The 20,647-nt window shown below is 59.0% G+C and carries 15 protein-coding genes; 4 read left to right on the forward strand and 11 right to left on the reverse strand.

Going from position 1 to position 20,647, the window contains the following annotated elements; genetic code table 11:
• Nucleotides 1-132: 132 nt before the first annotated feature.
• Nucleotides 133-1,872, reverse strand: coding sequence for a phosphoethanolamine transferase CptA (locus ACIOVD_RS17970; protein ID WP_095170459.1), 1,740 nt, complete (start codon nucleotides 1,870-1,872; stop codon nucleotides 133-135).
• 239 nt (nucleotides 1,873-2,111) lie between these two features.
• Between ACIOVD_RS17970 and ACIOVD_RS17975 the strand changes: the two genes are divergently transcribed.
• Complete coding sequence (locus ACIOVD_RS17975) at nucleotides 2,112-7,052, forward strand: dermonecrotic toxin domain-containing protein (protein ID WP_401129393.1); 4,941 nt, start codon at nucleotides 2,112-2,114, stop codon at nucleotides 7,050-7,052.
• Between the two features lie 71 nt (nucleotides 7,053-7,123).
• Here the strand turns inward: ACIOVD_RS17975 and ACIOVD_RS17980 are convergent, their stop codons facing one another.
• Nucleotides 7,124-7,309 (reverse strand): DUF6026 family protein, encoded by a 186-nt coding sequence (locus ACIOVD_RS17980; RefSeq protein WP_095170455.1) that lies wholly within the window; start codon nucleotides 7,307-7,309, stop codon nucleotides 7,124-7,126.
• 222 nt (nucleotides 7,310-7,531) lie between these two features.
• On the opposite strand from ACIOVD_RS17980, the gene gnd reads away from it, so the two are divergent.
• Together gnd and zwf are read left to right on the forward strand one after the other, a co-directional pair.
• Nucleotides 7,532-8,566, forward strand: coding sequence for a phosphogluconate dehydrogenase (NAD(+)-dependent, decarboxylating) (gene gnd / locus ACIOVD_RS17985; RefSeq protein WP_335929850.1), 1,035 nt, complete (start codon nucleotides 7,532-7,534; stop codon nucleotides 8,564-8,566).
• A complete protein-coding gene (zwf, locus tag ACIOVD_RS17990; protein WP_320332269.1) occupies nucleotides 8,563-10,083 on the forward strand; it encodes a glucose-6-phosphate dehydrogenase in 1,521 nt (506 codons plus the stop codon). Before gnd ends, zwf begins: the two co-directional genes overlap by 4 nt.
• Nucleotides 10,084-10,337: 254 nt before the next feature.
• Here zwf and nhaB read toward each other — a convergent pair whose 3' ends face one another.
• From nhaB to ACIOVD_RS18005, 3 genes are all read right to left on the reverse strand, one after another.
• On the reverse strand, nucleotides 10,338-11,840 hold the full coding sequence (gene nhaB / locus ACIOVD_RS17995; protein WP_401129396.1) for a sodium/proton antiporter NhaB: 1,503 nt from the start codon (nucleotides 11,838-11,840) through the stop codon (nucleotides 10,338-10,340).
• Between the two features lie 94 nt (nucleotides 11,841-11,934).
• Nucleotides 11,935-13,233, reverse strand: a complete 1,299-nt coding sequence (locus ACIOVD_RS18000) for a hypothetical protein (RefSeq protein ID WP_401129398.1) — start codon at nucleotides 13,231-13,233, stop codon at nucleotides 11,935-11,937.
• A gap of 305 nt (nucleotides 13,234-13,538) precedes the next feature.
• Nucleotides 13,539-13,805, reverse strand: a complete 267-nt coding sequence (locus ACIOVD_RS18005) for a hypothetical protein (protein WP_095170447.1) — start codon at nucleotides 13,803-13,805, stop codon at nucleotides 13,539-13,541.
• 343 nt (nucleotides 13,806-14,148) lie between these two features.
• Between ACIOVD_RS18005 and ACIOVD_RS18010 the strand changes: the two genes are divergently transcribed.
• Nucleotides 14,149-15,474, forward strand: a complete 1,326-nt coding sequence (locus ACIOVD_RS18010; protein ID WP_401129400.1) for a sigma 54-interacting transcriptional regulator — start codon at nucleotides 14,149-14,151, stop codon at nucleotides 15,472-15,474.
• 66 nt (nucleotides 15,475-15,540) lie between these two features.
• Here the strand turns inward: ACIOVD_RS18010 and ACIOVD_RS18015 are convergent, their stop codons facing one another.
• From ACIOVD_RS18015 to ACIOVD_RS18040, 6 genes are all read right to left on the reverse strand, one after another.
• Nucleotides 15,541-16,854, reverse strand: a complete 1,314-nt coding sequence (locus tag ACIOVD_RS18015) for a hypothetical protein (RefSeq protein WP_401129402.1) — start codon at nucleotides 16,852-16,854, stop codon at nucleotides 15,541-15,543.
• Between the two features lie 46 nt (nucleotides 16,855-16,900).
• The gene (locus tag ACIOVD_RS18020) at nucleotides 16,901-17,656 is read right to left on the reverse strand and encodes a hypothetical protein (RefSeq protein ID WP_095170444.1); all 756 of its coding nucleotides are present in this window, start codon (nucleotides 17,654-17,656) and stop codon (nucleotides 16,901-16,903) included.
• 47 nt (nucleotides 17,657-17,703) lie between these two features.
• The gene (locus tag ACIOVD_RS18025) at nucleotides 17,704-18,384 is read right to left on the reverse strand and encodes a C39 family peptidase (RefSeq protein WP_095170443.1); all 681 of its coding nucleotides are present in this window, start codon (nucleotides 18,382-18,384) and stop codon (nucleotides 17,704-17,706) included.
• Between the two features lie 64 nt (nucleotides 18,385-18,448).
• Nucleotides 18,449-19,426, reverse strand: a complete 978-nt coding sequence (locus tag ACIOVD_RS18030) for a heme utilization protein (RefSeq protein WP_095170442.1) — start codon at nucleotides 19,424-19,426, stop codon at nucleotides 18,449-18,451.
• Nucleotides 19,427-19,490: 64 nt separating this feature from the next.
• Entirely contained in the window at nucleotides 19,491-20,069 is a 579-nt protein-coding gene (locus ACIOVD_RS18035; RefSeq protein ID WP_401129405.1) for an adhesin, read from the reverse strand.
• Between the two features lies 1 nt (nucleotide 20,070).
• Nucleotides 20,071-20,517 carry a hypothetical protein gene (locus ACIOVD_RS18040; RefSeq protein ID WP_095170440.1) on the reverse strand — a complete coding sequence of 149 codons (447 nt, stop codon included), beginning with the start codon at nucleotides 20,515-20,517 and terminating at the stop codon, nucleotides 20,071-20,073.
• Nucleotides 20,518-20,647 lie beyond the last annotated feature (130 nt).

Raw genomic sequence — 20,647 nt, forward strand, 5'->3', positions numbered from 1 at the left:
TCAAAGACGAAGGTGAATCAGAAAATTTAGCTCAAATGCGAATAATTATTAATCTATTTTATTCGAGGGGCTTTCGCGAAGGCTCATGGCCAGCAAAAACGGGGGGCCGGAACCGACCCCCGCAGGGTTCACTTATTGGGTAACGACGGCCGCGGTAGGCGCCTTGGGCTTCATCAGGCTGAAGTCGATCAGCGCCTTCTGCTCACGTTCGTAGGGGTTGCCAATCAACAGCGGGCGCGCCTTGAAGCTGTCGCTGACCAGGCTCTTGCTGTGGTCCAGTTCGTCGAAGCTCAAGCCGGCCAGGTCCGCCCAGGTGTGGATCAGGTGCGAACTGCTGTAGGGCCGCTGCAAGTCGCCGGCAAAATCCCAGGCGTGGTTTGCCCGCCATTTCGGCGAAGCCCAGGCCATGAACGGAATGGTGTACATGGGGGCAGTGGGTTTGGACTCGTTACGACCCAGGGTGTTGTGACCCGCCGAGTCGAACACGTCTTCGCCGTGGTCGGAGAGGTACAGCAAGAAGCCGTTCGGATCGGTCTTGGCGTAGTCCTTGATCAGGCTCGAGACCACGAAGTCGTTGTAACGCACCGCGTTGTCGTAGCTGTTGTAGGTTGGCAACTGGTCGTCGCTGACCCCGGGCGGCACGCCCTGACGGTCCTTGAAGGTGTCGTAGGTCGCAGGATAGCGGTACTGGTAGCTCATGTGGGTGCCCAGCAGATGCACCACGATGAATTTACGCGGCGCACTGTCGGCCAGGGCCTTGGTGAAGGGCTCCAGCACGTCACCATCGTACTGGCGGGCGTTCTGGTTGCGATTGTTGTTCAGGTAGACCTGCTCATCCGCCTGCTCGGAGAACGTGGTGAGCATGGTGTTGCGCTTGGTCATGGTCTGCTGGTTGGTGATCCAGTAGGTCTTGTAGCCGGCCTGCTTCATCACGCTGACCAACGATGGGGTCTTGAGGTACAGGTCCGGGTTCTCTTCGTCGGCGAAGGTCAGTACCTGTTGCAGCGCTTCAATGGTGTAGGGGCGCGGGGTGATCACGTTGTCGAACACCGCCAGTTGGTCCTTGAGCTTGTCCAGCTCCGGCGTGGTTTGCCGTGGATAGCCGTACAGGCTCATGCGCTGGCGGTTGGTCGATTCACCGATCACCAGGACCAGGGTCGCGGGCTGGCCGGCCATCGAGTCCTTGAAGTTGTGCAGCGGCGGTACCTGGCTGGCGTTGTCGAGCATGCCTTGCATGCTGGCCAGGGTTTCGCCGTAGCGGCGATAGGCAACCAGCATCTGCCATGGCACCGCCGGTTCGATGCGGGTTTCGAATTTTTCGTAGCCGGCGGCCAGGCTGCCGGTGCGCGCGGTCTGCTTGACCAGCGGGTAGCCAATGACCGCGACCAGGATTGCCGTGGCTGCCAGCAAGGCCTTGCCGCGCGGCAGGTAAACCGGGCGCAGGCGGCTCCAGAGGAACAGGGCCACGGCGGTGTGCGCGAGGAATGCGGCCACCATCCACCAGGCAAAGTACTGCGTCATGTACTCGCCGGCTTCCGAGACGTTCGACTCGAACATGATGAAGATGACGCTCTGCGAGAACTCCTGCTGGTAGATGAAGAAGTAACCCAGGCTAGCCATCGAACAGGCCCAGAGCACCACGCCAATCACCGCCGCGAGCAGGCGCGTACGGGCCGGGAACAGCAGCATCGGCGCGAGCCAGATGGCGGACATCACGAAGGCCTGGCGAAAACCGGTGAACCCGGAGGTGCCGGTCAACAGGATCAATAGTTGGGTGATGCCGGAAAAATACCAGAAGAACAGGAACAGCCAGCCCAAGCCTGCCCAATCAAACCCTTTTGCAGGCGTACTGCTGCGTTTAAACATCGCCATTCAGCGCTCCAGCTGATTAATGACTTCAACCACTGAAAGTGTTGAGCGCCAGTGACAAAAAAACGCTCGAAAATCGAGCGTCAACAGTGTTTACAAGTATCTGTAAGTTCATGTGAAAGTTTTGTGAAGCTATGGGTGAGGATACTTAGTTACCGCACGTTCTTCAGTGAAACCGCATTACATCCGGTTGAAGCAGGCCAGGGCGCCTGCTGCTCATTCCATGACAACAGGATGCTGAAATGACAGGCACTCGCGCAACACCCGAGGACGTTTCCGACACATTGGCGCAGGCGGTATACGAAGAGTTCAAGGGGCGACCGATAGTGGTCACAGCGGCCCTGAAACAATTCGGCGCGGCCCTGAACAATCGGTATCCCGGGCTGAACATCGACGTGTTGACGACCACGCTCAATTCACCCAACTGGGTCCGCACAAGTCGGGCGGCGCTAGAGGGAGAGGGCGATAGCGGACACCTCGTCGAGCACGACGATCCCTGGATCGACGGCTACACCACAACACCGCTGTTTGAAGTGATGATTCACGCCATCACTGCCAGCGCCCAATTGACCTTCACCCGTGAGCACTATTTGAGCGACGGGGACGACAGGCGAATCGCCGTCGAAATGCGCGAAGTCGAAGACCTTTTGCGACGACTGCCCAAGGTCATGCTTGCTGCATTGCAGCAGGCGCTGACGGATTACTGGAATGAGCCGGCGGTTGACGGCACCAGCCGCTGGCAATGGCTTGGCGATGTGCTCAGAAGCGCATTACTGGTCAGCATGGGGCCTTCGGGCAGCGGTGCGTTTCTGGATGCCGGGCAGGTCGATACCGTCCTGCAAGTCATTCGTTGCCCCATCAAGGAGGACCGAGTGGCTCGTTACGGACCGGACTGCACACAGGTTTTCCTCATCGACTATCACGCCCGGACCGGACGTACTCACAAAGCTCACCTGGCGTTTGATCTGGTAGCCGTGCGCACGGTATCGACGCGGGACATTGTGATGGGGTTTAGCACCAGCGGCGTTATCGAGACTTACGACACATGGCAGGCCTTCGCTGATTCAGAGGGCGACAAATGGGGGCGCAGGCAGGAACTCAGTGTGCTTGAGTTGCAACCCTATGAGTCGTTCGGCGATGTCTTTGTGACTCAGGCCCAGGCGCTGCTCAATAATCAACTTGAAAGCTTGAGCTTCTTCGGGGTATTCGAAGGCCAGGACCTGAAAGTGCTGGAAGAGCGCTATGCGAGTCTGACGGATCTGGCTCCCCATTTGCTCAAGCAGAACCCCGGTGCGTATGAGCAAGTACTGTACAGCGAAGTCGGCAGCCAGTTGCCTGACTGGATAGAACTGGCCACGCCCGCCGAGACCCAGGAGTACAGTCGCTACATGTTTCGCCTGGCCGCCCTCCAGTTGGCGAGCAAGGGGCAGGAGTACAGCCACGGGATTCGTACGGCTGAGCAATTCGCCCGGGAAGTCCTGCAGGACGGCATGGCCGCGTACGGCGAGGCGGTGGATCCAGACCAGGTCGACATCACTCAGTATCGCAATGAAGACGGTTTGTTGGTGATCGTAGGGCCAGGAACCGGACGGTTTACCAGTGAAACCCTCAGCCTGACTCATCGAGCGTTGAACAATCTTGCCGGCGTGCCTTTCCTGGTCTCTGAGTTCAAGCGCAAGGACGGTTCGGCGGCACCGGCCTGGATGACCCTCGACACCGTCAGGGAACTGATTCGCGATGCCGATATCGGCAAAAACTACCCCGATGAAGTCAAAAGGCTACTGCTCGATGATCCGGTACAGCGAGCCGAGCGCGAAAAGCTGTTCAGCGACCAATTGCGCATTCAATTACCGATGCTGGCACTGGAGAACAGGATCAGGAAGCGCTCGGGGTTCACTGATGCCGGGTATCGCTGTGTGGCGGCCATCATGGAGTCGGATCCGCAAGCCCGGCGTGTGAGCGGGCAAGTGATGCTGGCCAGGACCCTGGCCTTCAAGACCGACGTATCGAACCACACGCATGTGGTTGCCGATATGTTTGTGTTTGGCCCCGCTGATGTGACGGCCGGGCCCCATGTGCTGTATCGGCCGCTGTACCCCGAACCATTGATCGAGTTTGCTTCGCTCGACGCCTTGATGGCTGAGATCGTGAGCAATAACCCTCGAACTGCGATGTCGGCTCTCCCGGATGGCAAGTCCAACCCCTCGCTACAGCAAAGCATTCTCGACTGGCTGGCGCCCGATGCACGGAAAATCTATGACAATGGCGGTTTTCTGGAACCCCACCCGGTGGGAATCATATTCGAAACGCAGCTATGGCCATCGGCTCCCGCCCGATTCGATCTGCAGCAGCTCGACGATAAGGTGCTGGCTCATTTGTATGAAGCCAACGCCAACGTCCTGGCCCAGTTGGCTGACGAACAGACGCTGTCCAATGCCGAGTACCGCTGGAATACGCTGAAAGAGATGGGCTTGATCATCTTCAATAGCGTGCTTAACACGGTATTACCCTTTGTCAGCGGACCTGCAGCTGCCGTTGGCTGGTTGTTAGTGGTGGAAACCGCGGTTCTGGAGGCCCTTGAGCCACTGGTGAGCGGCGACAGCGCGCCGGCCAAGGACTTCACCTACAACCTGCTCATCAATCTGGCAGTGGCCCTGCTGATCCAGCGTCTTTCACCGGGCGCCGGTACAGCGGTAAAACCCTTCGAGCACCATGCGATCGTCCCCCGGCCGGGTGCTCTTGAAGTCAGCGCAGTGATCAAACCACCCATTGGGCCGGGTGCGGCCAGCGCCATCAGTGACAGCGTGCTGGATTTCTCTACCCCGGTATCGGGTGACTCGCGTCGATTGCTGGAGCGTTTCCTGAGCACCGATCAGGCCGGACGCGGGCGGGAGGTCACAACGCCAGCGCCCCAAGGCATCGTAGTGGTCGGGGGGCGCTGGTATGCAAAAGTGCCGGCTCGCCTGCGTGGGTACGGATGGGCCAATGTAGAGCCCGCCGAGGGCGGCAATGTGGTCATCCTCGATCATCTTGGGAGGCCGATAAAAGGACTGGAACTGAAGAACAATGGCCAGGATCTCTGGGAGGTAGCGCCGGAGTTTCGTGTGCGCGGGGGTGGACCGGGCATGAGTCGCTACCTGTCGGATGTCTTCGCCGATTCGCAGCTGCGGGCGCGACGTGCCGACTATGCGCTGAAAGTCAAAAGACTCAAGGATCGCCTGCCGGAACTGGATGCCAGCATCAAGCAGGCACAGGAAATTGGGCAGGCGGCACAGGAAAAGGTACTGCAACTCGCCGAAGAAATTGCGCGCAAGACGACGGCGATTGAGGCTTCCAGTGACGCCGAGCGGAGCCGGCTGCTGGAGGAACGTGTGGCGCTGAGAAAGAAATTGCACGCCGCGGACATCGAATACAAGAAGAAGGCCAGGACCTACATTGATGGCCATCTGGGGCGGATCAAACTGTGTGAGGAGATTGATGGCCTGCTTGCAAAGGACAAAGACTACCAACGTGACGCCATACTGGAAAATCTCCAGGGAATCGTTTCCGGTTATGGTGTTGTCGACGAAAACCTGATCAGGATGTCGGCGGTATGGGAAGAGTCAGGGGTTTCAATTCGGACCCTTTTTCCACTGGCCTTTGAGCTGCGCACGGCTGTCACCGATGTGCCGTACAGCGTGTTGCTGGAAGCCAGGAAACGCATCGTCAATGGATTTGTGGAGCGTATCAGGATCAGTACCCAGCTCGAGAAGACAATGACGGAACTTGAGGTTCTGGATCGCAGCGTTCGAAAAGGCTATCTGCAAAGAACCGGCTATCTATCGGAAAATACTCAAAGGCTCAAGGACATACTGGACAAGCGGGTGAGTAACACCGACTGGCTAATCGTGCATGAGATGGTGTGTTTGCGCGGTGCATTAGTGGGTGACCCTGCGCTTGAACCCAGCCTGGCGGAAGTCGCAGGACTGGAAGGGCTGGGTAAGGCGAAACTGGGCGTGGTGACGGATAACGTTTTGCGCTTGAGCACGACGCAGGGGTTTGAGCCCAGGCAACGTGTTGAGCTACTGCAGGCCGCGATCTATGTCTACAACGATGCGGAGCTGATGGCGGCCAACCTGCGCAAGATTGGCGATCGACAAAGCTACGTGGCGCAGTTTTTTCTCGAGAAATTTCTTGATGCTCTGAGGCGGGCACGAGCGATCGCGGAAACAGAACTCAGCGAATCAATCAGTGAAGACTTGCAGGAAGAGCCCGCGGAGCAAGAGGGCACGCTACCTGCCGAAGAGCGGGTGAAAAAAACCAGGAGGAGAGTCAAGCGCCCCAACGAGCGTCTGATCCAAACGGCGGATGGTTATCGAGTGGGCGATGTCCGCGAGCAAAGTTCAGGTGAAACCGGCGAAACGGTGGTGGTCCAGGACGCGGCAACGGACAAGCAGATCATTTTCTACAAGGATGAAGGGCAAGATCTTTACCGGCAGCGGGAGGAGAAGCCTGAAGTACCTGTGGTAGCTCCACCGAAGCCGGCCCTGGCGCTCCAATCGCTGCTGGACAACGGCAGGAAACTGGTCGAAGGGATAACCCCGCTGATCGCAAACTATAAAAAAGATGTCTCCCGGTACCGCGAGCCCGCCAGTGTGGAAGACCGGTTTTTGTCTCAGGCCCAAAAACTCTCGGAGCTGGCTACGCAAATCCAACATGGAATGCAAGGTGTTACAGGTGCGGATCGGGGGAGGGCAGTCAAGATATATCAGGATCTCAACAGCGCTCGAGAACAATTGATCCGCGAAGGGAAAAAGCTGCGCGTCGAGATTACCAAACAGCTGCCACCGAATGCCGGAAGCTTCGAGTACCTGCTAGGGGAGCGGGAGGTCCGCGTCGAGAATCCGTCCTGGACCGACAAGTCTACTGCCAATCAAACAAGCTATTTGCTGGAATACGACATCGTCGACAGCGCCAGCCGCATTGGTAGAAAGGTACTGTGGTACGCACACTTTCACTGTACGGCCAAATCGGTCCTGACCCTGACCGAAGCCCACCTGAAACTGGCGCGCCTGCGGTTCGTCACGGTCAAGGATCAGGTGCAACACCCCGAGCTCAACGCGGGAAAAGTGGTGTACCCGGGGGGAATGAAGGCGGCGTTCGCGAAAAAGTACTTTTTCGATGCCGTTCCACCGACGGCATAGCATGCCCTGGTGTCCTGATCAGTGCGTTGCGCTTGCCGGGGAAGCAGGCGCAACCTTTCAGGCGGGGGTGATCAATCCAGTGAGCGTATCGGCATGCGCGCAGTCAACCCTTCACCGCGCTGCGCCTGTAGCTGCTGACGCAGGTGCGCGACTTCGTTGAGCAACTGCTCGCGTTCGGCCTTGAGTTGGCGCAGTTCATCACGACGAACGGTGACGTACAGGGTTTGTACTGGGAGTGCGGTTACTACTGTGCCCATTGCTCACCTCGCAAATGGCGTCTGACAACGGTGGTCCGGCACGCAGAAGCGTGTGCGCAGCCACTTTCGACGGCGATTTTGATTTCTTTTGCCGTTGAAGGGAACTTTTTTATTTTACGTTGTCCCTGTGTCTTCGCCATTGTTTGGGACGTTATCCCTATAGTTCAGGCAAAATGCCCGGAAACTATGTAGCAACGCTCTGGACTAAGCTTGACTTGGTTCGTGGCGCTATCGACTTTTGGCACACTATTTTTTCGCAGTAAGGAGCATCAGCACATGCAATTAGGGATCATTGGACTGGGCCGCATGGGCGGCAACATTGCACGGCGCCTGATGCTCAACGGGCATAGCACTGTGGTCTACGACCGCAACACCGCGTTCGTTGATACCCTGGCTCAAGAAGGCGCGACCGGCGTTGCCGACCTGCCGGCACTGGTGGCTGGCCTGGCCAAGCCGCGCGCGGTATGGGTCATGTTGCCCGCTGGCGCACCGACCGAAGACACCATCGAAACCCTGAGCGAGCTGCTGGAAGCCGGTGACGTGATCATCGACGGCGGCAACACCTTCTATAAAGACGATATCCGTCGTGCCAAGACCTTGGCGCAAAAAGGCCTGAAGTACATCGACGTCGGCACTTCCGGCGGCGTGTGGGGCCTGGAGCGTGGTTATTGCATGATGATCGGCGGCGACTGCGACGAAGTGAAGCGTTTGGACCCGTTGTTCGAGGCGCTGGCCCCGGGCATGGGCGATATCCCGCGGACCAAGGACCGGGTGTCGGAAGATGACCGTGCCGAGCGCGGCTATATCCACGCCGGCCCCGCCGGTTCCGGGCACTTCGTTAAGATGATTCACAACGGTATTGAATACGGGATGATGCAGGCGTTTGCCGAAGGCTTCGACATCCTCAAGACCAAATCCTCGGAAATGCTGCCGGAAGACCAGCGTTTTAACCTGAACGTCGCCGATATCGCAGAGGTCTGGCGTCGTGGCAGCGTGGTTTCGTCCTGGTTGCTGGACCTGACCGCCGATGCGCTGGCCAGCGATCCGAAGCTTGAGGGTTACTCCGGCTCCGTGGCTGACAGCGGTGAAGGGCGCTGGACCATCGAGGCGGCCATGGAACAGGCAGTACCGGTGCCGGTGTTGTCCAGCTCGCTGTTCTCCCGTTATCGCTCGCGCCAGCAAGGCGTCTACGGTGACAAGATCCTTTCGGCCCAGCGCTTCGGTTTTGGTGGCCACGTCGAGACTCCGAAAAAATGACCTCGATCCGCAAGAAGTCCAAGGCACAACCAGCACCGGCGACCACACTGTTTCTGTTCGGTGCCCATGGCGACCTGGTCAAGCGCTTGCTGATGCCGGCGCTGTACAACCTCAGTCGCGATGGTTTGTTGGGGGACAACTTGCGGATCATCGGGGTGGATCACAACGCCATCAGCGATCTCGACTTCGCGAAAAAACTCGAAGACTTCATCCGCAACGAGGCGGCGAACAAGGTCGGTAACGGCCATGACTCCCTGGACCCGGCGCTCTGGGCCAAGCTGGCCAAGGGCATCAGCTACGTCCAGGGTGACTTTCTCGACGCCAGCACCTACCAGGCGCTGGCGGCGAAAATCGCCGAGAGCGGCACAGGCAATGCGGTGTTCTACCTGGCCACCGCACCGCGTTTCTTCAGCGAAGTGGTGCGCCAGCTCGGCTCGGCCGGGCTGCTGGAGGAGGGCCCCGAGGCTTTTCGCCGGGTGGTGATTGAAAAGCCCTTTGGTTCCGACCTGCATACCGCCGAAGCCTTGAACGCGTGTCTGCTCAAGGTGATGACGGAAAAGCAGATCTACCGGATCGACCACTACCTGGGCAAGGAAACCGTGCAGAACATTCTGGTCAGCCGGTTTTCCAACAGCCTGTTCGAAGCGTTCTGGAACAACCATTACATCGACCACGTCCAGATCACCGCCGCGGAAACCGTCGGCGTCGAGACCCGTGGCAGTTTTTACGAGCACACTGGCGCCCTGCGCGACATGGTGCCCAACCATCTGTTCCAGCTGTTGGCCATGGTTGCCATGGAACCGCCGGCGGCGTTTGGCGCCGATGCGGTCCGCGGTGAAAAGGCCAAGGTGGTGGGGGCGATCCGCCCCTGGTCAACGGCTGAGGCGCGTGCCAACTCGGTACGTGGTCAGTACAGCGCGGGAGACAGCGGCGGCCAGCCGGTGGCCGGTTATCGCGAGGAGCCCAAAGTGGCGCCTGACAGCACCACGGAAACCTTCGTGGCGCTCAAAGTGATGATCGACAACTGGCGCTGGGTCGGCGTGCCGTTCTACCTGCGCACCGGCAAGCGCATGAGCGTGCGCGACACGGAAATTGCCATCTGCTTCAAGCCTGCGCCCTACGCGCAGTTTCGCGATACGGAAGTCGATGAGCTACAACCGACTTACCTCAGAATTCAGATCCAGCCCAATGAAGGCATGTGGTTCGACCTGCTGGCCAAACGTCCGGGCCCGGCGCTGGACATGGCCAACATCGAACTCGGGTTTGCCTACAAGGATTTCTTCGAAATGCAGCCCTCCACGGGCTACGAAACCTTGATCTACGATTGCCTGACCGGCGATCAGACCCTGTTCCAGCGCGCCGACAACATCGAAAACGGCTGGCGTGCGGTGCAACCCTTCCTCGATGCCTGGCAGGAAGACGCCAGCGTCCAGGCCTATGCCGCCGGCACCGACGGCCCCAGCGCCGCCGACGAACTGCTGGCCCGCGACGGCCGCAAGTGGCACAGCCTGGGCTGACCCCGACGCCAGGCCGACGCGTTATCGTTGGCGACCGCGGCGCGCCCCAGACCATCGCGAGCAAGCTCGCAAGCGGGCGCCGCAAGCGGGCGCCACAATGTGAACGCTACCCCTTGTAGGAGCGAGCCTGCTCGCGAAGAACTCAAGAACGACGCGTAAATCCAGAATAAACGCGGCGCGCTCCAGACCATCGCGAGCAAGCTCGCTCCCACAAGGTTACGCGTTCAGCCTGGAGCGCGCTCGCTCGCACACCACTACAACCAGTAGCTCACCGCATACCAACCCAATACGCCCATCACCACGGTATAGGGCAACGCCATCCACACCATGCGCCCGTACGACAGGCGAATCAGCGGCGCGATCGCCGAGGTCAGCAGGAACAGGAATGCCGCCTGACCGTTGGGAGTGGCAACGCTGGGCAGGTTAGTACCGGTGTTGATGGCAATCGCCAGGGTCTCGAAGTGCTCCCGGCTCATGTGGCCGGAGAGGAACGCCTGCTTGACCTCGGTGATGTAGATAGTCGCGACGAACACATTGTCACTGATCGCCGACAACAGGCCATTGGCAATGAACAGCATGCCCGGTTGCTGCTCGACGGGCAGGGCCAGCACCCACTGGATCAACGGGGTGAACAGTTGTTGATCGTGAATGACTGCCACCACGGCAAAAAAAGCTACCAGCAGCGCGGTAAAGGGCATGGCGTCCTTGAAGGCGTTGCCGAGGCGATGTTCATCGGTAATCCCGGTCAGCGAAGTGATCAACACAATCACCATCAGCCCGATCAGGCCCACTTCAGCCACGTGCAGCGCCAGGCAGATGATCAGGATCACCGCCGCTGCGCCTTGCACCAACAAGGCTGCGCGCTGGCGGTTGGTGCGTTCGGCGTTGTCCTGCGCCGCGTAGTCGGCCAGCACCGTACGTACGGAGTCTGGGAGCAGCGTGCCATACCCGAACCAGCGCAGTTTCTCCAGCAGCACACAGGTCACCAGGCCGGCGGCCAGTACCGGCAGCGAGACCGGTGCGACCTTGAGGAAGAATTCTGCAAAGTGCCAGCCCATCTCATGGCCGATCAGCAGGTTCTGCGGCTCACCCACCAGGGTGCAGACGCCACCCAGGGCAGTCCCCACCGCGCCGTGCATCAACAGGCTGCGCAGGAAGGCGCGGAACTGTTCGAGGTCTTCGTGGTGCAACACCGGCAAGTCGTGGTCTTCATTGAACGCACTGTCCTGGCGCGGATCGTTGCCCGAGGCGACGCGGTGATAGACCGAGTAAAACCCCACCGCCGCGCTGATGATCACCGCCGTCACAGTCAAGGCGTCGAGAAACGCCGAAAGAAAGGCTGAGAGAAAGCAGAACAGCAACGCCAGCACGGCCTTGGAGCGCACGCCCAGCAACAACCGGGAAAACAGGAACAGCAGCAGGTCCTTCATGAAGTAAATCCCGGCCACCATGAACATCAGCAGCAGGATCACCGGGAAGTTGTGTAGCAACTCGTCATACAGCGCCTGGGGCGTGGTCATGCCCAGCAGCAGCGCCTCGACCATCAGCAAGCCACCCGGCATCAAGGGGTAGCACTTGAGGGCCATGGCCAGGCAGAAGATGAACTCGGCCACCAGCAACCAGCCAGCCACCACCGGGCCAGCGGTCCACAGCAGCAAGGGGTTGAGTATCAGGAAAGCGAGAATGCTCGCCTTGTACCAGCGCGGCGAATGCCCGAGGAAATTATGCGCAAACGCCTGGGCCATTGAACCGGACATCGGCTGCTCCTTTGATTAAGAAGCGCGCAACTTGCCGTAACACTCGGACAAGATCAAGTTCTTGAGTTTTATTGTTGTTCATGAAAGACCGGGGTTAAGCCCGATAGCGAACCAGCACGGCCCGATAGTGACCGTCCAGCGAGTAGCCGCCGACCACGATGCCTTCGTCCTCCTGCACCACCAGTGAGGTCGCGGTGTTCAGGCTATGCCCCAGGCGGGTGCGAGCCCAGCCGTTACCCTCGCCGAAATCCAGGTCCGGGCGGCCGTCGGCCAGGTGCCGGGCGATCAGGAAGTCTGCCTCGACCCCGCCGATAGTGGCACCCACGCTGAGCACCCGACCATCCGGGCAGGTAGTTGCAGCCGTCCATTGGCTGGGAACCTTGGCGATCTGTGTGAGGTGGGCATGGCCTGCGTTGTTAGTCATGTCTGGACGACCATCGCAACGTACGTTCAGGGACAGGCAGTGCATCGGGTCGCGACTGCTGCCAAAACACTGCAGGTGCCCATCCACGTGTTGCACCACCCGACTGACCTGGGCACTGCGCTCCTGGGCGCGGAAACTCAGGAAGCCGTGTTCGGCAAAACTGCTATCCAGGTGGCCATCCTTGTCAAAGCGTGCCAGCAAACCTTCCTGGGGCAGGTCAATTGAGCCGCCGACCACAATTGCGCCATCGCGCTGCACCAGGATGCTGGACAGCCAGGTGTTGAGGAGCAAATGGCGGACCATGACAAACCCCCGGCCATTGAACGAGGTGTCCAGGCTGCCATCCGGCTCCAGGCGAATCAGGATGCCGACATGATCGGCAAACTCGAAATGGTGATTGGCCAATAGCAGGATCCGCCCATCGGCCTGAACCTGAGCGTCGCAGGCTTCGGCGCCGGGTACGCCGGGAGGCAGCCAGGCGTCACGCAGGCCCTGGGAAAGGTTGCCCGGCAGGCGGACCACCTGTACGCCGCCATCACCGAACGAGAAGTCCGGGCGACCCTGAGAGTCGAACAAGGCGAGGGCAGGGAGGGTGCGGTATGGGCTTTCATATATCAGACCCGATACCAGGATGCGCCCGTCGGCCAAGGCCAGCACCTTGCCGCCAGAGGACTCCAGGCCTGGCGCGAATTGTCCGAGCACGCAGCCCTGAGTGCCAAAGCTCAGGTCCGGCGAACCGTCCGTGTCCAGGCGGGCCAGGCCGAAGTGGCATCCGTGGTCCAGACCGACTTTGGCCGCGACCAGCAATCGGCCCTGGCGGTCGACCGTAACGTCATTGGCCAGGCTCCACTGGCTGCCGGGGAAATCGACCCAGGCTTTGCCGGCGCAGGCAAAACTGCTGTCAAGTTGTCCTGCCGTATCTGTGGGGGCACAGTAAGCCAGGGCGCTGTGAATGGCGTGGATGGACATGCCGCTTCTCCTTGCGAGTCGACCTGATCCGGTATCGAGGAGGAGGACTTCATGAAGAAAACATTCAAGCGCTGATTCAAATAATGCACAACTGTCAGAAATTACAGGCGGTGCGGCGTTGTGTGCCAGAACAGTGTCTTTGCGAGCTGAAGTTTGGATTAGCCATGAAAAGCGACCGCTTGTCGTCAATTAACCGGAGTTTTCCTGGCTAACTAACCAAGGCTCACCGAGATTGCGGCAGAGGATGCCAGGAAGTTATCTCGATAAACAGGCGGGCCACCTGGATCAGTGACCCGCGCGCTGTTTTATTGCGGCATAGTCCAGGATTGCAACTGGTAACCTTCTTCGCTCAGTTCGGCACGCGCCTGCTTGAGCAGGCTCTCGAGCTGTACCGGGTCGGTGTAGATGCTGGACGGCACTTGCTTGCGTTCAATCGGGGTGCTGGTACGGTCGATCACGGTCAGCGTCAGTTCGCCAGTGCCATCTTGTGGGGCCCAGGCCACGCATTGGAAAGGAGTAAATGCGTGGTCGGCAATCAAAAGAGCTTCGTTGAGACGGAGCGGGGCGTTCATGGGGTCTTCTCTCGTAGTGCCCAATCAAGTGATCTGCCGTCGGTTGGGCTTACCGTTCGGCTGGTTACTTGTACTGATGCGCGCAACCACCGGGTAGGTCACACATCTTCTAAAGAAATTTAAACTTTCTTTCATAGACTTGGGATTAGCGGACACTTTGAAAGCTGAATGAAAGCTTGGGAGTCGATAGCTTGCTAAGCAACTTGCTTCTTATAACTAAAACGTCATTAACCTTATAGTTAAACGATACAAGACCCTGTCAAGTTCTTGCTAATGTTACACCCAGGTCTGCCAAACGACTGTTTCTAATAACTTTTCCATAATTTGGCGCCAAGGAACAGTCATGCTCGAAGTCCCTGCACTACGCCGTCTGTTGGTGGTGGATCCCTGTGACGATTGCCACCAATTGGTGCCCGGTCTGCGCGCCATCGGCTGGGATGTCGACAGCTGCAGCCTGGAAAATGCCGGCGACCGCAGTTGCGACGTCGGCCTGCTGCGCCTGCAACCTTTTCACCTGGAGCGGCCCGAAGCGGTCAAGGACCTCATCAGCCGCAGCGGCACCGAATGGATTGCCGTATTGAATCAGGAAGTGTTGCGCCTGCAGAACGTCGGCGACTTTGTCTGCGAATGGTTCTTCGACTTTCATACCTTGCCGTTCGACGTCTCCAGGGTCCAGGTCACCCTGGGCCGGGCCTTTGGCATGGCGCGCTTGCGCGGCCAGGGTACGATCCATGTCGACCAGCCGGCGCACGAACTGCTGGGCGACAGCAAGCCGATCCGCGAACTGCGCAAACTGCTCAGCAAGCTGGCGCCGACCGAGTCCCCGGTGTTGATCCGTGGCGAAAGCGGCACCGGCAAGGAACTGGTGGCCAGGACCCTGCACCGCCAGTCGCAACGCCACAGCAAGCCCTTTGTGGCGATCAACTGCGGGGCGATCCCCGAACACCTGATCCAGTCCGAATTGTTTGGCCATGAGAAGGGTGCCTTCACCGGCGCCCACCAGCGCAAGATCGGCCGCATCGAGGCCGCGCATGGCGGCACGCTGTTTCTCGACGAAATCGGCGACCTGCCGCTGGAATTGCAAGCCAACCTGTTGCGCTTCCTGCAGGAAAAACATATCGAGCGGGTAGGCGGCAGCCAGCCAATTGCGGTGGATGTGCGGGTACTGGCCGCCACGCACGTTGACCTCGAGTCGGCCATCGAGGCCAAGCGCTTTCGCGAAGACCTGTATTACCGGCTCAATGTCCTGCAAGTGATTACCGCGCCTTTACGCGAGCGCCATGGCGACTTGTCGATGTTGGCCAACCATTTCTCCCACTTCTATAGCCAGGAAACCGGACGCCGGCCCCGCAGTTTCAGCGAGGACGCCCTGGTGGCCATGGGCAAACACGATTGGCCGGGCAATGTCCGTGAACTGGCGAACCGGGTGCGCCGCGGCCTGGTGTTGGCCGAAGGCCGGCAGATCGAGGCCCGTGACCTCGGCTTGATCAGCCATCAGGCGATCGCCACGCCCATGGGCACCCTGGAAGACTACAAGACCCGGGCCGAACGCCAGGCCTTGTGTGATGTTCTGAACCGGCACAGCGACAACCTCAGTGTCGCCGCCCGGGTGCTGGGGGTGTCCCGGCCAACGTTCTACCGCTTGCTGCACAAGCACCAGATCCGCTAGGGCGCGGTGAAAGTGAAAGGCCCGCTGCGATCACCTCGCAGCGGGCCTTTTGCTGTGTGACACGGGTCAGAAGTAGTAAGGGAATTTCAGGCTGAAGGTGAAGTCCGGCGCATCGTCGGTCAGGCCGATCGACAGGTTGGGGACGATGGTCAGGTTGTCGCTGGCTGCCACCGTCATGCCGACGTTGAAGTAGCCGGCGTTGGCATCGCTGGACGTCACCGATTGCCAGTCGCCGCCATCAGGCTTGAGCTTGCTCTTTTTTTGCACCAGGTCGGAGACCGAGAACGACATACTCATTTTCTCGTTCAAGGCGAACGCGACACCCGCGCCGATCTGGAAACTGTCGCCCAGGCGCACCTTGCCCGGCGTCTTCTGGTTGACGTCAGCGCTGATGTCGTCAAACGACTCCTCCAGGTTGTGGGTATAGGACAGGGAGCCGAACAGCACGGCCGGATCGAAGGTCTTGACCAGGGAGATCCCTGGGGTAACCGACCAGACACCGTTACCGGTTGGCAGGTCATCCGGTACGAACAGGTTGGTATTGTCGCTGACCTGGCGCAACTTGATACCGAACGGTTCCTTGCCGGTCGGCGCCTTGACGCGCAGGGTCAGTACCGCATCCGGGGCGCTGACCGACTCGTCCATGAACTTGTAGGCGACACCGAAGTTGACGTCGCCGATGGTTGGGTCCTGGGTCACCGTCTCCTCCGTGGTGACGCTTGCCGAACCGCCAGATGCACCGCCGGACTGATAGGTCGACTCGCGGTAGACCAGGGGGACGTTGAGGTCGAACTGCCAACGGTTGTTGAGGTTGTAGCGTCCGGTGACGTCCATGGTCCAGGTGTCCGACTTGATCCGGTCCAGGTTGATGTTGCCGAGGAAGATCGAGTCCAGGGCCAGGAAACCGTTGAGGACCAGTTGCCGGGAGTCGTAGCGGGCGTAGGTCAGGCCAGTCTCGACGCTGAACTTGCCGCCACCGAAGAAGCCACTGGCTTCGTCATAGAGGTTTGACACACTCTGTGCCGGTTGGGTGTCGTCGGCCAGCGACTGGCCGTAGGAACTGCCCTTGGCGCCTCCGCCCCCAGCGGCCCCACCTGATGCTGCCCCGGCGCCTGTACCGGCGACCTGATTATTGCCGCGCATGTCGGCGGGCGATTTGGCCAGCCGTTTTGGCGGCGGTTCGGCCGGTTGATCTTCAACCTGGCGGACTCGCTGCTCGAGCACCGCCAGGGCTTTTTGCTGGACTTCGTAGCGTTGTTTCAACTCCAGAAGTTCTTGTTTCAGGGACTCTACGTCCGGGTCAGTCGCTGCTTGCAGCAGTGCAGCGGGGAATAGAGTACTCAGACATACAACCGCGCGTAATGACACCGATCGATACATGAAATAAGCCGTCCCTTTGAGCCCAATGGTCGAAAGTCAGCGTAGTTCAATATCCCATGTTGCGTAGTCCTGTGAGTTGGCTCAGGTTGCAATCCAACGCGCCGGCGCTTGGGCCATTGTTATTGAGTACCACGTTGAGTTGAGTCAGGTTATTCACCACGTTGCTGTTGCCCAGCAGGCGGGTGTTTTGCAGCAGTCCACCCTGGGCGACTTGCTGCAGGGCATTACCCTGATTATTGTTGGCGGAGATGGCCATCTGAATGCCGCCACTGGTGGCTGTCACGGCGATCGAGCCGGCGCCGTTGCTGGCATTGATGGTGTTGCCAGCGGTCAATATCTGACTGCCCGCGGGCGGAGTGATCGGCGCCGGAGCGCTGGAAGCTTCTTTGACGTTGATACCGACATCGTTGTAGGCACTGTTACCATCGCCCGCGGCACGCACGGTCTGGGTGATGCCCTGGGTCGTGCTCAAGGCGTTGCCGCCTATTACGTTGCCGCTGCCCTGTTGTGGCGTATGGCCGCCTTTGCCGGGCTCATTCACGGTCGACACGTAAAACTGTGGTTTGACCGTTGAGGACTGAATCTGCATGGAAGTGGAGGCACCGATGATGTCGCCACTGGCATTGCGCCAGGTACTGCTCATGACCACACCAAAGCTGATGATCCGCCCGGGCATGACGTAACGACCGCGCAACTGAGCCAGTTCCGAGTCTTTGATCTCTATCGGGGTAAAACCTGCGTAGGTGAGCGACGGAAAGCTCGCAGCCAAGCATGCGGCGACCACCCAATGTGAAGTTTTCATCTTCGGCTCCTGGAGCGTCCAACTGCTCCTTTATATTTATTGAGCGCCTAGAAGAAATCGCTCTGAATAAATCCAAACTCCATCAACTCGGCATCTTTGACAGGGTTGAAATTGTCCAGCTTGTTCTTGGCAGTCAGCGGTGCCGGTGGATCGAGCAAGGCGTTGGCCTTGTCGTAACCGGGGCCGATGATGGCAAACACAATACCGTTCCAACCTTTGACAAAGTCTTCGTGGGAATAACGTTTGTGGCCCAGGACCGGATCACCGATGTACACCCAGTCTTTTTGTGCCCGCTGTAGCACCACGAAGTGCTTGTAACCACGAATATCCATCAGAACCACTACGGGAATCGTTACCGCTTCCAGTTTTTCCGGAGGGATCCGGTAGCCCCGGGCACGCATGCCGATACTTTCTATGTAGCGCTTCATGTCCAGCATGGAAAAACCCTGGGTACGTACCAGGTCCTGGTCAGCGTTGACCAACATGCCTTTGATGACGTGCTCTTCATCGACATCCAGCCAGTAGGCCTGGCGTAACACCGTTGCCAGCGCGGCGGCGCCACAACTGAAATCGGTTTTCTGTTGGACCAGGTCAGCGAATTTGCGCTCGCGCAAGCTTTGCACTTCTTTGTACACCATGACGCCGCCGGGAAGGGCGGCCACTGGCATCTGTGCAGCCTGAGTCAGGCCAGTCAGACAAAGCATCAGTGAGAGGGCAGCAACACGCATGGTCGATACGCCTTGTAGGGTCTGAAGAAAAGCCCCGTTGCCGGGGCTTCCTTGGTCTTCGCAGTTAGAAGCTGTTGCCGCCAGGGCAAGCTTTGCAGCCTGCAGCGATGGACAGCGAGTTGCTTTGTTGGTTGCCCACGCCTGCTGCAACGTTGGCACCGCCGTTACCCGAGAAGCCATTCATGGAGCCGGTCATCGAAGCATTGTTGACCACTGGGTTTTTCCAGCCATCTTTGGTCAGCACTTGCTGAGTCCAGTAGCCAGCCAGTTCGATACTTCCTTGTTCTTTGAAGGTGAATTTCTGATCTTTGTTGTTGCCACCGCCATATCTGTCGTCGTCGTCGTGACCTTTTTTGCCACCGTCAATGGTGCCGTAGCCGGTGCCTTTGTAGCTGCCGTGGGCTTTGAAGCTGCCTTTGAGGTCAACTACTTTGGTTACGCGATCCGCTTTGTTTTCCACTTCAAGACCAGTAGAAGTCTGGTTGGCCGCAGCGGCTGCCGTGGCTACGCGACCTGCCGAAACAGCAATGGCGAGGTTGTTTTTCTGTTGGTTGAAGTCGCCAGCAGCCACGTTGACACCAATGTTGCCGGAGCCGTTGTTGGCTGAGTTGTTAAGCGTAGCGTTGTTTTGGGTGGAGCGGTTTTTCACATAGTTATCGGTGTTGGTTTGAGTGGCGCTGGAGAGCGCAACGGCGCTGCCGAAGATGAATTTTTCATCGGCGGTGGCGATCGCCGCAGCGTTGTCTTGCTGGTTGCCAGCACCGGCTGCAACGTTGGCGCCCATGTTGCCGTTGGAACCATTGAGCGAGTTATCAGCCTTGGCATTGTTGTTGGTGCCTTGGTTGAGCACGCTGTTGTCGCTGCTGTCCTGTTCGTCGAGGATCGCGGCGCCAGCACCGGCGGTGATGGACAGGATCTGATCCAGGGTTGGACCTTGTGGTTTAGTCGGATGATGACGTTTGCCGCCATCGGCCTGAGCCGCAATTGCCATGACCGCTGCCAGAGCGAAAACCAGTGGTTTCAGAGCTGTTGTAGGTTTCATGGTGTTTCTCCGTGCTTATTAGTTGGTTAAGTGTTGGTACTTTCTAATCGCACTGCGGTTTGGGTCAGTCAGCGACCCGGATGCTCAGGGTGTTAGCCATTCGGTTCCCCACCCCTGCACTCTGGTTCACCTGTATCACTCCTCGGCTGCCGGTGAAGGCCTGGTCGCTGGTAACGACCTGGCGGCTGCCTTGCGAAGTGCCAGTTGCTCCTGAGTCTGGTAACAGCGCCACGTTCTGTTGGGACAGGACGCTGTCGTCGATGCTTTGCGGTACGGCGCTGACGCTGATCCGCATGGCATTGATCATCTGGTTGTTGGCGCCGGCCGACTGGTTGACACCCAGTGCGCCGTTGCCATTACTGAACGCGTTGCCCGTGATGGCACTGGTTGCGTTCATCGAGCGCTCGGCAGGCGTGGTGATGGACTGGCGCAGGTTGCCGCTGGCCGAAGCCTCGGTACCGATCGCAATGGCGCGGCTGTTGACCTGTTGTTGCTGGTCGCCGGCAGCCTGGTTCATCATCATGTTGCCTTTGTAGTTGGCCCCGGAGTTGCTCAGGGTCGAGTTGTTCACGACGTTGACAGCGGAGTCGGCCATCGCGCAGGTGCTGCCCAGCAGGGCAATGAAGATCAGGGTGCGCTTCATCTCATTTCCCCATGTTGGTCAAAGGCGACAGGCCGATATTGATGGTGCGAGTGATGGTGCCGGAGATCGCGTTGCCACTGCCGCCGCCGTGTCCGGCCGACATACCGGGCAGACCATTGGGATTGGTCAGTACGTTGATCCCGGCGCCGCTTTTGGGGTTGGGTACAACGTTTTGATTGATCACCCGATAGCCACTGTTGATGCCGGCAAAGTCGCCGTCACTCAGTTCGTTGTTGGTGGCTTGCACGACCCGTGCGGACGGGTTGGCGTTGACGGTCGTGGGGTAGGGATCTTTGTCGAAAGGTTGTCTGCCGATGGAGCGGGGCTGGACGTCACGTTGAAGCACGATGACGCCATTACCCTCAGCCTGGACCGGCATACTGAGCACGGAGCTCAATGCGCATCCGAACATCAGCAAGCGGGTAAAGCCTTTATCGTTATTCTCCATGTCGGCGCTCCTTCTCTTTTATGCGCTGGCCCTGTCAGCGTTGTCAGGGAGAGAGCAGAAGCTGTGCCGCTTTTTGTTTTTTACATGAATTCAACGACTTGGCGATTCAACCGGGTAATCACCGGCTGGC

Source organism: Pseudomonas sp. NPDC087626 (assembly GCF_044743405.1).
Taxonomy (GTDB): Bacteria; Pseudomonadota; Gammaproteobacteria; order Pseudomonadales; family Pseudomonadaceae; genus Aquipseudomonas.

Coding starts and splice junctions, on each gene's coding strand:
- ACIOVD_RS17970 (WP_095170459.1), bottom strand. CDS start 1,872: ATGGCGATGTTTAAACGCAGCAGTACGCCTGCAAAAGGGTTTGATTGG.
- ACIOVD_RS17975 (WP_401129393.1), top strand. CDS start 2,112: ATGACAGGCACTCGCGCAACACCCGAGGACGTTTCCGACACATTGGCG.
- ACIOVD_RS17980 (WP_095170455.1), bottom strand. CDS start 7,309: ATGGGCACAGTAGTAACCGCACTCCCAGTACAAACCCTGTACGTCACC.
- zwf (WP_320332269.1), top strand. CDS start 8,563: ATGACCTCGATCCGCAAGAAGTCCAAGGCACAACCAGCACCGGCGACC.
- nhaB (WP_401129396.1), bottom strand. CDS start 11,840: ATGTCCGGTTCAATGGCCCAGGCGTTTGCGCATAATTTCCTCGGGCAT.
- ACIOVD_RS18000 (WP_401129398.1), bottom strand. CDS start 13,233: ATGTCCATCCACGCCATTCACAGCGCCCTGGCTTACTGTGCCCCCACA.
- ACIOVD_RS18005 (WP_095170447.1), bottom strand. CDS start 13,805: ATGAACGCCCCGCTCCGTCTCAACGAAGCTCTTTTGATTGCCGACCAC.
- ACIOVD_RS18010 (WP_401129400.1), top strand. CDS start 14,149: ATGCTCGAAGTCCCTGCACTACGCCGTCTGTTGGTGGTGGATCCCTGT.
- ACIOVD_RS18015 (WP_401129402.1), bottom strand. CDS start 16,854: ATGTATCGATCGGTGTCATTACGCGCGGTTGTATGTCTGAGTACTCTA.
- ACIOVD_RS18020 (WP_095170444.1), bottom strand. CDS start 17,656: ATGAAAACTTCACATTGGGTGGTCGCCGCATGCTTGGCTGCGAGCTTT.
- ACIOVD_RS18025 (WP_095170443.1), bottom strand. CDS start 18,384: ATGCGTGTTGCTGCCCTCTCACTGATGCTTTGTCTGACTGGCCTGACT.
- ACIOVD_RS18030 (WP_095170442.1), bottom strand. CDS start 19,426: ATGAAACCTACAACAGCTCTGAAACCACTGGTTTTCGCTCTGGCAGCG.
- ACIOVD_RS18035 (WP_401129405.1), bottom strand. CDS start 20,069: ATGAAGCGCACCCTGATCTTCATTGCCCTGCTGGGCAGCACCTGCGCG.
- ACIOVD_RS18040 (WP_095170440.1), bottom strand. CDS start 20,517: ATGGAGAATAACGATAAAGGCTTTACCCGCTTGCTGATGTTCGGATGC.